Raw genomic sequence first — 14,422 nt, 5'->3', positions numbered from 1 at the left:
TGGTTCAATTATTTATACTTTCCGTTCTATTTATCTATTCTGGAGTATATAAGCTCTATTCCTTTACCATTTTGAGGATCGAGATTCCTAGAGTAACGGCGGGTCTCGTCACTATCCCAATGCTCGTGAACACCCAAGTTCGAAACTCTTTTTCCGTTTTGTTTATAAACCATACCCGACGGAGAATTGTCTGCTTGTGCCATTTCATGCAGATAGCCATCTGCGTTTTCACGTATCAGCATCCAGGGACGATAGTCATTATCCGGGTCGTTATTGTTTTTAGTTTGTGAATACAGAATATCCAATCCCACCGAATCTAAAGCAACACCATCTAACGAACCTAATAAGCACGATGGCCATTCAGGGTTTTCATAAGGGTAGTTTTTATTATAAAAAGGTGCATTCGGAAAATGCATTGCATACGACGAATGTTTTCGTGCAGTATAAAGTCCATCGAGCAAATAAAGTATAGTTTTAGTTCCCAGATTAGGCGATGCTTCCAGATCAACTATCGGCGAATAAGAATCTTTTTTTCCCTCTCTATTGGTATTAATCAAGCCATGCAAATCGGATGGCCCCTGAATGGAACCGAAGTTATTCTTACCGATCATTGTCACCCCTGTCTGTCCTTCATCCCCTCCCTCCATATTGGAATACGGGTAAGAATGACATTTGAGCATAGCCAGATTAATAAGATACGAAGCATCCTTTACCTGCTTAGGAATATTAGTAGCCTTTGGATAATCTACTCCATTTGAATATTCGATTGCTTTTATCCAATCGGGCATTTCGAAACGGCTATAATCGCCGTATATAGGATGCTTTTGTTGTTCCGTAAAATCTTTTTCCTGAATGAAACGCACATCTTTAAAGTCTCTCCATACCTTCTCCAGAACCTCAGGCAAAATATAACGTTTAGCATCATAAATCACGATCTTGTCTTCGGGAACACCTCCATATTTGACAAGCTGTTCGACCAACACATATACTGTTTGAGGTGCTACATCTGTATAATTATTGATTCTCTCGGGACGATTAGTTGAATTCATATTTATCTTGATAGCCACAACCTCATTCTTATTATAGCCTGCTTTCTTATTTTTAGTGTTCAAATTATGATACTCAAATAAAGCATTCCAGGCTTTATTATAATCCTTTTGTCCGGTCAACGTTACCAGAATATTCCCCAGCATTTCTCCTGTTTTTTTCTGATCGGTATTTTCATCCAGCCACCAAGGGCTTTCCATCGACTGCCACTTACCCGACCAATGGGCTGCTCCGGGAGCATGTGCCCAAGATACCCGACCCGGAAATATTCCTTTAGCCACACCTATCGGTTGATTAGTGGCTTCGGGCTTCCAGTCATATTTAGTTATAGGCTTTGGTTTCGATTCCTGCCCCACAGCTATAGATCCATTTCCTATAGATGAAAAAGAAAGGATTATGATAAATACAAACAATAATTTGATTATCCTATAATCAGTCATTTTAGATAAAGGCTGTTTCATTTTATCTTATTTATTAGTTATTCTATTTCGCACCTTCAATCGTTTTCAGTATTTGCTTACCATGCAAACTGATAGTGTTATCCGCCCCTTCCACTTCCAATAGTTTTTGAGATTTCCCTCTCAAACCCGAAATAGCGATTTGAACGTTTTCAGAATTTTCTATCCGAATAGCAGACTCTGAACCTTCGAATGCCTCCGCATTCAGCTTTTTAATCGATACATTTTTCACATCTTCAAAAACGAAAACAGGTCTTAAATCGGGATTTTCAACTTTGAAAGTGATATTATTGAGCTTTAAACCATCTGCATGTCTCGCCCAAACACCATAGGCAGGAATGGTCGGTCCAAATGTTTTTATCTCGGGATATTCATTGACTGCCTCAGGAACCTCATGCCTACCCTCCTCAACTGTACCACCACCGGGCAATGCTATTTCGATATTCTCCAATGTGAGATTCGTAATAAGATGTCCGGGAACACCTGTTATTAATATTCCCGAAGCAGAAGTAAGCTGAGTTTTTTCAGCACTCTTTGCTTTAACATTACGGATAACTACATTTTCGAATGTTCCGGTAGGTTGTTGCTGATCCCGTTCTTTTCTGAACACATTTAATCTCGAACCCAGACGGAATAACATCGGTGTTCTGACATTATCCATGGTAATATCCTCAATCAGTATATTTCTTAAATGGGCACCGTCAACCGTTAGAAGTTTAATTCCTCCGTTATTCGTATTATAGATGTGACAGTTAGAAATCTTGATATTCTCAAAAGGAGCCATCGACTCAGTTCCCATCTTGATTCCCGCCTGATTGCTTTTTAATTTCATACCATCAACCACAATATCTCGACATGGATTTTTACTGTATGTAGTTTTGAAGCAAAGAGCATCATCCCCACTTTCCACATCACAGTTGGTTATTCTGACCCGTTCGCAACCATCGATATCAATCCCATCATTATGAGCAACTCCAATGCTTGTTATTTTTACGTTACTTATCACAATATCCGAACTTTGAGCGTAGTGAGATGTCCACGAAGCCGAGTATTTCAGCGTTACATCCTGTACTTTTACCCCCTGACATCTAACAATACGTAACAAAAAAGGTCTTGCTCCCCAACGTTGTCCTTCCGGACGGTTGTCTGTTTCTATTTGTTTAGCCTTAAGGGCAGAACCTTGTCCGTCAATAATTCCTTTACCCTCAATAGTAATATTCTTTGCATCTACAGCCGCAATAAAAGTACGTCCCACATCCACCCCCAAACCATCGGTAAAAGGATCGATCAGATCATAAGCATTCAGATCAGTAGTACCCAACAATAAGGCACCCTCTTCGAGATGCAGAGTAGTATTATCTTTCAAAACTATTGTTGCCCCAAGATAAGTTCCTCTGGGTATGATAACCATTCCTCCCCCATCTGCCGTACAAGCATCTATCGCCTTTTGTATTGCAGGAGAATCCAGATACCGCCCATCACCTACAGCACCGAAATCTTTCACATTGTAATTCTTTGCAAATGCTGTAGTGACAGACAATACCAAAATATATAATACATAAGAAAGCTTTTTCATATTAAGTAATTCTAACTATTTAATGCGATGATTTATCAGCAAACTATCTCTTTTTGTTATGCTTGCCAAAGCAATAATAAGGTCTGCGACCTTATTTGAAGTTAACTCTGATAGTTTCTCCTTGCTTAATCTTTTTGGTAAGAGTTTTACCCGATTTACTCTTAATTACAACCTCTAATCCACCATCCTTTCCGGTGATATTTACATCGAAGGTCTCGCCAAAAGCTTTGATCGATTTCAGATTCATATAATTCCATTCCGAAGGCATATGAGGTGTCATTTCGAACGATTTCAATCCTGTAGGACGGATACCAAAAATTCCTTCAGTAAATATTCTGCAATACAATCCGCTTTCTGCCGATAAATGACGTTGCGAACCTTCGGGCCAAGCCTCGATTGCATAGGGAACATGCTCACCTAATAATCTTCTTTGTGAATATTTCTCAAGATATTCCAGCCCTTTTTCAGTAGCTCCCGCTGCAAATACACCTCTTAAAGCATAAAGGGTCGAACGATCCCAAAAAGTTTCAGTACCTGCCTGAGTTAACAGTCCGTCATCAGTCCACAAGCGAGGAGAAAACAGCGCATCAATAGTTCCTTGCGATCTATCAAAGATACCAACAGTCAAAGGAATACATATCCATGAACGAAGAATATCATTGCCTTCATAATAGCGATACGTATCAAAACCCTCTACTTTATAACCGAAGTGCTTTTCTATGTTTTTTCTCAAAGTTTCCGCTTCTTTCTTATATTCGTCCAGTTGCTTATTGGGCTTACCTAAATCCTTTCCCAGATAAACTGCCGATATAAGAGCATCGTAATACAAACCTGAGGTACACAGATTGGCTTTTCCCGCAGGAAAGCGATTTTCCAATTCGTCCGAATCAGAAGCTACTACGCCATTCTCGTTTATTTTTCGTTTACAATATTCTAATGTCCATTCAATTAACGGCCACAATTCTTCTGCTTCAGTTTTACTTCCTTTAGCCAGAGCATAACGGGCAGCACCATAAGCAATCATAGCTCCATCGCCCCGATCTTTAGCTCCATGCCAAATACCGTCACCCTCGGCAATAATAGAACTTGGAATAGGTTTATATTCATCGTTCATAAAGCGTGCAAAATGACGAAACGAATTCAAAGCCGATTCATTACCTGTTTCATAACCCAAGTAAGGAAAAAACGGATTAATATATTCTGCCTGATCGTTTGCCCAAATAGCGGCATAATATGCCTCACCACCCGGACCATGCATCAAGCCTCCTTTTGTTTCATAAATACTTTCAGAACCTCTGATTTTAGCAAAGGCAAACATTCTGTTCAAAACCTTATCGGGTGTTTCTAAAACCAAATTAGACCAGATACTTTCTACAAACTCTTTTCGTGCTACAAGCTCTTGCTCAGGATTGAAAGCAGGTTGCGGCTCCTTTATCTTTCGTGCCGAAAAAGTAATATAGAAGGTCAGGTCTTTACCCGATTCAAGAGTATAATATCCTTTATGGCTCGATTTTACACCATAAGTATATCCACCATAAATGCCAAGAGCCGGATCTGAAATATAGGTCATATCTAAATCGGGTAAATCAACCGAAATTGCTTTTTCGCCAATATTCTGAATGGTATATTTTTCGAAATAAGCAGCTTCCGTTGTTGAAGGATAAAGGACACGGGTCATCCGAAGGCTATTCTTCTCGAAACGACTATCTACTACCATAAGCCCCTCCAACGATATTTTATCGACAGTTTCCTGACCTAATGACTGGCTATTAATCAACAATAAATCCCGTACATCTAACGCAAACTGCTTATTGAGATGCGAACGGGTCTTATTGGGTTGAAAACGAAGCATTGGCCATATGATACTTCTATTCACCGAAAAATTCTTATCGGCATCCACCCCGTAACGAAGTACTACCGACAGTTTTCTGCCACTCATCTCGATATGGTCATCGTGAGGCAGATTACTTTTGATATTCCATTCTATGCCTCCCGTATCAGCTAACTGCCAACGGTTATTCTGTGCCTCGGTATTCCAGATGCCCCATATTAATATAAGACCTAATAAGATATATTTTTTCATATTATGTATTTTTACTCCACCTCCTACAAATTAATTAGAGATCCGAGACTTTATTCAACATTTAACCCTATAACCATACTCTCCAATTGTTTCACACAAACAGGAGTGAATCCATTACTCATAAGTTCTGCTCCTGAAACAGTTTTACCGTTCAAATCAAAAGAAGATGCTTTACCCGCTTCGAGATTCAGTTCTTTCAGCGTATAGTTTTTAGTAGGATCAAGTCCTTTCAATTTAATTTTATTATTCTGACCATCTTCAACCTGATAGACAAAAACAACAGCTTTAGCCTTGTCCTGAGAAATATAACTTAGAGAAGCATTCGCATTCTCATAGGGCGAACTTAAACGATACAAGTTTCCTTGTTGCACTATCGGACGAAGACTCTTTTTGTACAATTCGACACTGCTCTCTATTTGTTTTTTCTCCTGTGGAGTCAACTTGGCTAAATCTAAATCGATACCATACGCACCACTTAGAGCAACATCTATTGCAAATTTCATCGGACGACCACCCATCCGTGTAACATGTGCCGAGATCGTATTAGCGGGAAATATATGAGAGAATCCCCACTGAATAAATACTCTCTTCAACGGGTCGGTATTGTCACTAGACCAGAAGGAATGAAAATATTGCATACTTCCATAATCGGTGCGTCCGCTACCACCTGCACAAAGCATCATCATTACATTGGGGTAATTGTCTTTGGTCTTTTTCATCAAAGCAAGCAAAGCATTATTATAGTCGATCAATAAATGAGATTGTTTATTCGCTGGCAAATATGATGAGCCGGGCTGAGTTACATAACGGTTAGCATCCCATTTTACATAAGATATACCCGGATTCGGTTTCAAAGTCTTGTCTATAACCTCATCCCATTCGAACTTCTGAACTTCGGGGCGAGTTAAATCCAAAATCATTTGATTACGACCATACAATGGTGTGCGTTTTGCCTGAGTGATTACCCAATCGGGATGCCTTTCATTCAAAAGGCTCTTTGGATTAACCATTTCTGGTTCTAACCAGATGCCAAAACCTATTTTTCGTTTTGATGCTTCGTTACACAGATAAGATAATCCGCTAGGCAGTTTTTTCATGTCTATATCCCAATCTCCTAAACCATGCTTGTCATCGTCGCGGGCATATTTTCCGTTACCAAACCAACCATCATCGAGCAGGAATAATTCGATACCCACTTCTTTGGCTCCATCAAAAAGAGATACTATCTTCTTTTCATCAAAATCACAATGTGTAGCTTCCCAATTATTCAATAAAATCGGGCGGTCTTTCTTTCCATCACGAACAGTATAGTTTATTGCCCATGTATGCAAATTACGACTGGCTTGCCCTTTCCCAGAATCACTATATGTCCAGATTGAAACAGGAGTTTTAAATTTTAGCCCTTTCTCCAAAACGTATTTTGAAGCATAAGGATTAATGCCGGATAACGCACGCAGGTTATTATTCCAATCAAGATCAAAAGCCAGTTGAAAACTTCCCGGCCATGACAAAGAACCGGTATATACTTCTCCACTATCCTCGTTTGCAGGTTGATTCAATGAAAGCATAAATGAAGGTATCCTCATCTGGTGTGCTCTTACCCCAATCTTTGAATCGAGAACTTTGATTCCTGAAGATAGTTTTTCTTCAACCAAAGTAGCCTCTCTTTTATAATTCCCACAAAATTGAGTCAACCAATAATTTTTCGCTGAAAATATGGGAGATGCCGAAGCATATTTATACAGAGTAACAGCACCGTTTTCTTCGTGATATACCTCTGTCCACATCTCCAGAATATCTTCTTTTTGGTAAGACTTGATGTATATATCTACAAAAAACGGATATTGAGGATCTTTCAAATGAATAACCGTCAAATCAATATTAGAATCAATTTTTGTAATTTTATGATTTTGATAAAACAAATCCGTAGATGTATTACCGTCAGCATGATTCACTTCAATGGCCGGCTCAGCTATAAATCCATTCCCCGATGGCGGATAAAATTCTTTCTCTCGGGCTATTCCTTTGGGAGGAATAGTATATTCGGGAGCTTGTAAACTGCCATACCCTAACTGATAGAGCAAGCTGTCGTTACCTGCCAACAAAGTCAAGCTCGAATTATTGGTATTAATTTTTAATATCTGACCGTCCGTAGCACCTTGCCCCCAAAGGCTCAGACACGTAACAGAAGTTAATAGGAATAAGGATAATTTTCTCATTATATTTCTTCTTTTTCATAGTTTAATATAGACTAACTCAATACCCCGCCCATTTTTAGGATCAAGATTACGCGAATACCGACGATCTTGGTCATTATTCCAGTGTTCGTGAACTCCCAGACTTTCAACCTTCTTCCCCCCTTGCATATAGACTGTTCCCGATGGAGGATTATCGCCGGCCAAAGCCATTTCATGCAGATAATCATCTGCATTTTCTCGAATCATTATAGATGGTCTGTTATCATTTTCAGGGTCTTTATTATTCTGGCTTTGAGAATATAAAATATCCAGGCCCACAGAATCTAATGCTACCATATCCAGAGAACCCAATATCGAGGAAGGCCACTCCGGATTAGCATACGGATAAACCTGATTGTTAAATGGTGCATTCGGAAAGTGTACAGGATTCGAATTATGCTTGCGGGCACAATACAGACCTTCGAGAATATATAATATCGATTTCGCTCCTAATTCGGGTGAAGCAGCCATATCGATCATCGGAGAAAAGGCATTTGCAACACCTTCTTTATTGGTATTTATAATGGCATGAAGTTCATCGGGTTGCTGTATAGTTCCATAATGACTCTTACCAATCATAGTAACTGCAGTTTGCCCTTCATCTCCTTTTTCCTGATTAGAATACGGATAAGAGTGTGCCTTCAATAAAGCCAGATTGATCAGATAAGTTGCATCTTTTATCTGCTTGGGAATATTACGTGCCCTGTCGTATTGCCCATTAGAATACTCTATAGCCTGTACCCATTGAGGAGTTTCGATATTGCGAAACTCTCCGTAATAAGGATGCTTTTGCTCTTCGCCCGGTTCTTTTGATTGTAGAAAACGTACATCTTTGTAATCAGACCATACTTTCATTAATATTTCAGGATATATATCCCTTTTGGCATCGTAAACTACAATATCTTTTGCATCCACTCCCCCGTATTTAACCAGTTGCTCTATCATAGCATACACCATTTGCGGAGAAGTATCCGTGGCATTGGTATGTCTGGTTATACGATAGGTACCATTCATATTTAATTTGATAGCAACTATCTCTCCTTTTTTATAACCCGAATTATTACGACCTAAAGTACGGTTATGATACTTAAAAATTGCTTGCCATGCATCTTCATATTTATTGTGCCCCGAAAGCGAACATATAATAGTACCTAACATTCTGTTAACTCCATCCTGATCAGTACTTCGATCAGACCACCATGAGTTCTCCATCGATTTCCAATCTCCAGCCCAATGTGCAACACCCGGCATATGAGCCCACGAAACCCTACCCCTATAGATTCCTTTTGCATCGCCTATCGGTTTATTAGAAGCATCCGGCTTCCAATCGTATTTAGTGGCAGGTTTTGTAGTCAACTGATCAGGATGCCCGTGTTGAGCAGTCAGAGTTCCTACATGAAGAACTGCAACAAGAAATATTCCCAATAATTTAGTTTTCATTTGTCTGATGTATTTAGCAGTTCGTAGCTCTTTCCTTTTTCTGTCGAAAAATCTACTAATGATGTTTCTTTCAGGTTTAAGTTCTGTAATGGCGAGGCATTGTCACCCTTGACTAATTCGGGAGCTTTTCCTATAAAATAAAATTCATTCGGATTCTTGCCTTCCGCCAATTTCAGATCAAAACTTTTTGCCGATACTTTAGCCAAAGTTCTAACCCTACAATTTCCTCCCAAAGCAGAATAAATAACAGCCTTCGTTATTTTACCGTTTCTCCATTCCATATCTATAGTGAAACCGCCTCTCGCCCTAAGTCCTTTTACTGAACCGTCTTTCCAATTATCGGGCAACGCCGGTAAAAGGAAAATCTCTCCTGCATGGCTTTGCAGCAACATTTCGGTAACACCTGCCGTTCCTCCAAAATTCCCATCAATTTGGAAAGGAGGATGAGCATCAAACAAATTAGAGTATGTACCTCCACCTTTCATCGAAACATCGGTTGCATCCACATGCCTTAAACCGTTTTTCAACATCAAGTAAGCATGATTTCCATCTTCGAGACGTGCCCAAAAATTTATTTTCCAAGCCATAGCCCAACCTGTGCCGCCATCGCCCCTCAATAATAAAGTTTGTTTAGCTGCCGCAGCTGTTTCGGGTGTTACACGAGGTAATATTTCTTTACCCGGATGTAATCCGAACAAATGCGATACATGACGATGTTGTGGATCTACTTCCTCAAAATCTTTATACCATTCCTGTAACTGTCCTTTCGAACCCAAATGTGGCGGATATAGTTTTTCCTTTGTTTCTTCTAAAGTCTTACGGAAGTCACTGTCTATATTCAGTACTCTTGAAGCCTCAATACAGTTGGTCAACAAATCCCAAATCATAGCCATATCCATAGTAGTGGCTTTGCTTATCTCTCCCGTCTGCTCCTTGCCGTTTTTGTCTTTGTATTTAAATAAATTTTCGGGAGTAGAAGACGGATTTGTTACCAGATAACCCGATTCATCATTCTGCAACCATTGCAAAACAAATTCGGTTGCTCCTTTCATGAGAGGGTATGCACTTTCTTTTAAATATTGTTTATCGCCACCAAAAGCGTAATGCTCCCACAAGTGCTGAGAAAACCAAACGCCAGTCATTGGCCAACACGACCAGCGTGGCGAACCCCTTGGGTCTATATTATAATTACCGGTGGGAGCTGTCTGTGCCCACACATCTGTATTGTGATGAGCCAGCCAGCCTGTATCCATGCCGTAATTTATCTGTGCAGTTTTTCGTCCATTAATAGATAGAGACTTCACAAAATTAAGAAGCGGCTCATGACAAGCCTGCAAGCCGGTTAATTCAGTAGGCCAGTAGTTCATTTCCGTATTTATATTTGTCGTATAATTAGAACCCCAAGGAGGTTGTACATGGCGATTCCACAATCCTTGAAGATTAGAAGGTATTGAGCCTGAACGAGAAGAAGCAATAGTCAGATAACGACCATATTGGTAATATAAGATAACCATCCCATTGTCACTATCATCGGTCGAAAACTGTTCCAGTCTTTTATCAGTCGGTAAAGCTTCTTTTTCCGGTTTTACTTCTCCAAGATTTAAAACTACATTATCGAATAACGATTTGTAATCTTTTGTATGATTGCTTAATAGCTCAGCATATGATTTCTTTGAGGCTGCTTCCATATTAGCCGTAGCTTGTAAAGAAGGATCTTTACCTTCGAGACCGGGAGATTTATCGAATCCGTTAAAACTTGTAGCTGCTGAAAGAATCAGAGTTACAGCATCCGAATTATTAATGCTCAGAATACTATCTTTAGCCGTAGATTTTCCACCTTCAGCTAAGACTTTTACATGAACTTCGAAATTCATGCCCTCACCTTTTTCTTCATCATATACTATTTGTTCTGGTTCATCCGATCTGTGCGCTACATGTTTAGGAGCTTTTCCTTTTAATACTAAGTAAGTATCTTCTTTAGCTTTAGATATATATCTGAGTTTACTGTCTAAAGCAACATCAAATGACAGTGATTGCTTCTTATCTGCTTCGAGACGGATTACCATCACTTGGTCAGGATAAGATATAAAAGCCGTCCGTTTGTATTTGACTCCGTTTGATTCGAAACTTACCGTAGATGTTCCATCAGAGATATTCAAATCACGATACAGATTTGTAATATCATTACCCGACAATGTTGTAAGGTGTAAATCTGCCATCGGTAAATAACGAGCCGTATAAGGTCCTTGTGCATTATTTTTCCAGATAGAAGATGCTTTTACATAATCGCCATTGTTGATAGCTTCCCTAACCGCAGGCAAAGCACCTGCCGCTTTAGGATTATTAGCATCTTTGGGATATCCCGACCACAGCGAATTTTCGTTCAACTGGAAAAGCTCTTTCTGAGGCTCTCCGAATACCATTGCACCAATACGTCCGTTACCCAAAGGCAGTGCTTCTTCCCAAACCTGTGCCGGACGATCATACCAAAGCTTAAGGTCGTTACTTTTAACTTCTTCGGTCTTGCAGCTCCCCATTGTAAAGAAGATAGAAAGTGCAACTAAACCTGATTTTACAAGTTGTGTTTTTTTCATTTTAGATTCTTTTTTATTGCATCTCTTTCTACTATTTCGGTAGCCCAAACAAAACCAACATAGGCTTCTTTAGCATTCAGAGATTTTTTGTAGTTAATATATTTTTCATAGTTTTCTTGCACCCCCACACCATCACATGCTTCATGGATATCAACCAATCCTCTTTCGTTTATTTTGGCGTGGTTAACAATGGAAGTGTATCCATCTTTAACAACCAATTCGTAGTCCTTTTTGTTCAGAACTCCCAGATTTTCACCTTGCTGCAATGCATATGTAAACATAGCACTTCCCGAAGTTTCTATCCAGTTATCGGGTCTGTTTCCTTTATCCACAACCTGAAACCAGCCTCCGGTTTTAGGGTCTTGGGTACGCTTCAAGGCTTCTGCCAAACGAACGAATATATCTTTAACATCATTGTATCCCTTGTGATTCTTTGGGAGAGTCTCTAATGCCTCAACCAATATCAAAGCATACCATCCCAGTCCTTCTCCCCATACTTCGGACGATTTACCGCCAGAGGGATCTGCCCATTGACAAAGGCGGTCACCATGCCCCGACTCATAAATACCATGTACATAGAGTCCCGAATTACCTTGCTCCCCCCTTTTAGCATAAGCCACTATTTGTTTGACTGCCTCATCATAAGCATATTCTGCATCACCAATGGAACGACCATATCGAAGTAAAAACATTTGCCCCATAAAAACACCATCAATCCACATCTGCCCATGAAGACCTTTACCATGCCAAAAACCGCCATCATTATTTCGGGGATAGTTTTTCAGACATGCAAATATATAATCGGCTGCTTTTTTATAACGAGGTTCTTTATAATATTCGTATAACATGACAAGCGTATTTCCGGGCATCATATTATCCAGATTATCAAATACATTAGGTATTCTCGATAAGCCTTTATAATTGGTGACAGCAATAAAATTACCGTCTTCATCTATAAAATTATCTATATAACTTTTTATATATTTAAGATACGTGTCGTCTCCCGTAGCTTTATACAAACGTTCGAAAACACAAGCCATGTAACTATTAACATATGTCCATGCATTCCAATATGCTTTCGTAAAATCAGGATAACGTGCCATAGTACTTTGTGCAGCAGTCACCGACCAAAATTGGGGTACTGGTGCATAAGGTAAATAGGCATTCGCTACACCTGTTTCTGTAATATCAGACAAATCAATAGGTTTTGCACTCACATTTTCCACATAAATATCTCTCGTTGTATGTCTGTTAATAATTTCTGTAGCATTTATTATTTGTATGTTCTTAAACCACATACTTTCGATAGGCTGTGTCGTTTTTGATACAGAGGTAAAGGATATTCCTTTACTAGTAGCATTCAAGTTCGAGAAATTCTCAAAATAGCTATACCATAATATAGGAATATTCGCACTTTTAGATGAATCACTTACTAACTGCTCTAATTGAAAAGCTGTTTCACAAGGATAACCTTCCGAGTAATTATCTCTCATCCAAATATCTTCGATAAGTCCACCCCTATCTGTGCCGTACATATGTACAATATATTTAGGAATGACCCCAAAAGTATTTTGATTGGCAAATATATTCCGAATTACTCCTGGTGTACTGCCACCAAGAGTAATTGCACTTTCTCCACTTTTTCTGAAATAATTGTTCTTTAGAATAATATTCTCACTTTTGGTATTAGCCCGAATCGTAATATTATCGCCCGAAGACTCAAAATCACAGTTACTGATAAGTATATTTCGACTATCCGATAAACATATTGCTCCTTTGCCATTACCTCTAATTTTTCCGGGTCCCGTTAATCTGATATTCTCTTGATTATCGGAACTAATCAGAAATTCAGACATCATTTGAGGATCAAAAGATAATATTGATCCTTCTGATAGTAGAAGCTGAATATTTGACAACAAATAGAGAGGTGTATTTAATTTGTACATCCCTTTTGGAACCAAAACAGTACCACCTCCCATTTTGTTACATTTCTCTATGGCATGGGCAAAAGCTTCTGAGCAGTCGTTTGTATTGTTACCCACTGCACCAAAGTCTACCACATTAAATGTTTGCTGTGGTAAAACGGCAAGCAACTCTCTTTCAATATCAGTAGCCAGCTCCCATCCCGTATTTGTTCTTCGAGTATGGTTCTTATCTGATATCTCTATAAATTCTATATCTGCAAACAAAACAGACTCATCTCTTAAATAGGATGGCTCTTTAAGACTACGATAAAGCCCATACTTCGGACGGTTGAATCGTGCTCCGTCACGCCACATATCGACCTTATTGCTTTTACCATAAAGAAGTCTTTTACCATCCGATACTCTTTTAATTTCCAGTTCTATCCTACCGGGGTTATCATGCAATATTGTTTCTGTTACCTCTACCCAGATTCCTTTAAACAACGACAAGTCTTCTTCTGCCAGAATTGTAGATACATTTGAGGGAGAAACAACGTTAAATTCCAACACCTCTTTACCACCTTTGAAACGAGGTGTAAGCGTTACGATCGGTGCTCCTGCATTAGGTCCGGCATCGGCTTTTATCTGATGAATATGGCAAAAGTTAGGCGACGGTTGAAAATCTTTATCCAGCTTAAACTTCCATTTATATTGCTGTTTTTTTCCTCTATGCCCTTTCATCGATTCGGGCGATGGCCCGAAGGTCTTTATTTCTGTGCGTTGCCTATCCTGTGCTCCACAACGATCATCATCTAATTGAGCATGAAGTGTAAAAACAAATACTTGCTTTTGCAGTTCACTATCATATTGTTGTGTAATATGCTTGATGGGATGTTTACAATCTGGCACCTCAACTCCATAACCAAAGGATTCTATCAATTTATAGGTATCTGTTTTGCCATCGGCATTTGCCGTTCGACCAGCCTGAGCATTTACTTGAAAACAGACAACAAGTAAGGAGAATAGACTTGATATTTTTTGTAGGTTCTTCATTAGATTCATGTTATGGTCTTATTCCTTTTA

7 protein-coding genes are annotated in these 14,422 nt (G+C 39.2%); all 7 read right to left on the bottom strand.

Annotated elements, in window-relative coordinates; all coding sequences use genetic code 11:
- Positions 1 to 26: 26 nt before the first annotated feature.
- Entirely contained in the window at positions 27 to 1,508 is a 1,482-nt protein-coding gene (locus tag CLV62_RS06460) for a DUF362 domain-containing protein (protein WP_110309969.1), read from the bottom strand.
- 22 nt (positions 1,509 to 1,530) lie between these two features.
- Entirely contained in the window at positions 1,531 to 3,081 is a 1,551-nt protein-coding gene (locus CLV62_RS06455) for a glycoside hydrolase family 28 protein (protein WP_110309968.1), read from the bottom strand.
- 91 nt (positions 3,082 to 3,172) lie between these two features.
- On the bottom strand, positions 3,173 to 5,164 hold the full coding sequence (locus CLV62_RS06450; protein WP_110309967.1) for a hypothetical protein: 1,992 nt from the start codon (positions 5,162 to 5,164) through the stop codon (positions 3,173 to 3,175).
- A gap of 50 nt (positions 5,165 to 5,214) precedes the next feature.
- Positions 5,215 to 7,383, bottom strand: coding sequence for an alpha-galactosidase (locus CLV62_RS06445; protein ID WP_110309966.1), 2,169 nt, complete (start codon positions 7,381 to 7,383; stop codon positions 5,215 to 5,217).
- Positions 7,384 to 7,398: 15 nt separating this feature from the next.
- Positions 7,399 to 8,841, bottom strand: coding sequence for a DUF362 domain-containing protein (locus tag CLV62_RS06440; RefSeq protein ID WP_110309965.1), 1,443 nt, complete (start codon positions 8,839 to 8,841; stop codon positions 7,399 to 7,401).
- Positions 8,838 to 11,435 carry a glycoside hydrolase family 95 protein gene (locus CLV62_RS06435; protein WP_110309964.1) on the bottom strand — a complete coding sequence of 866 codons (2,598 nt, stop codon included), beginning with the start codon at positions 11,433 to 11,435 and terminating at the stop codon, positions 8,838 to 8,840. Before CLV62_RS06435 ends, CLV62_RS06440 begins: the two co-directional genes overlap by 4 nt.
- Positions 11,432 to 14,392 carry a glycoside hydrolase family 88 protein gene (locus CLV62_RS06430; RefSeq protein WP_170120021.1) on the bottom strand — a complete coding sequence of 987 codons (2,961 nt, stop codon included), beginning with the start codon at positions 14,390 to 14,392 and terminating at the stop codon, positions 11,432 to 11,434. Before CLV62_RS06430 ends, CLV62_RS06435 begins: the two co-directional genes overlap by 4 nt.
- Between the last annotated feature and the right edge of the window lie 30 nt (positions 14,393 to 14,422).

The organism is Indolivaga alginatilytica (assembly GCF_003201355.1).
Classification (GTDB): domain Bacteria; phylum Bacteroidota; class Bacteroidia; order Bacteroidales; family Dysgonomonadaceae; genus Dysgonomonas_A; species Dysgonomonas_A alginatilytica.
The sequence above is the reverse complement of the archived record's forward strand: the minus strand, read 5'-3'. Positions and strand labels throughout refer to the sequence as shown.

Bases quoted from the DNA above. Each gene is read 5' to 3' on its own strand.
- CLV62_RS06440 (WP_110309965.1), bottom strand. From the start codon at position 8,841: ATGAAAACTAAATTATTGGGAATATTTCTTGTTGCAGTTCTTCATGTA.
- CLV62_RS06450 (WP_110309967.1), bottom strand. From the start codon at position 5,164: ATGAAAAAATATATCTTATTAGGTCTTATATTAATATGGGGCATCTGG.
- CLV62_RS06460 (WP_110309969.1), bottom strand. From the start codon at position 1,508: ATGAAACAGCCTTTATCTAAAATGACTGATTATAGGATAATCAAATTA.
- CLV62_RS06435 (WP_110309964.1), bottom strand. From the start codon at position 11,435: ATGAAAAAAACACAACTTGTAAAATCAGGTTTAGTTGCACTTTCTATC.
- CLV62_RS06430 (WP_170120021.1), bottom strand. From the start codon at position 14,392: ATGAAGAACCTACAAAAAATATCAAGTCTATTCTCCTTACTTGTTGTC.
- CLV62_RS06445 (WP_110309966.1), bottom strand. From the start codon at position 7,383: ATGAGAAAATTATCCTTATTCCTATTAACTTCTGTTACGTGTCTGAGC.
- CLV62_RS06455 (WP_110309968.1), bottom strand. From the start codon at position 3,081: ATGAAAAAGCTTTCTTATGTATTATATATTTTGGTATTGTCTGTCACT.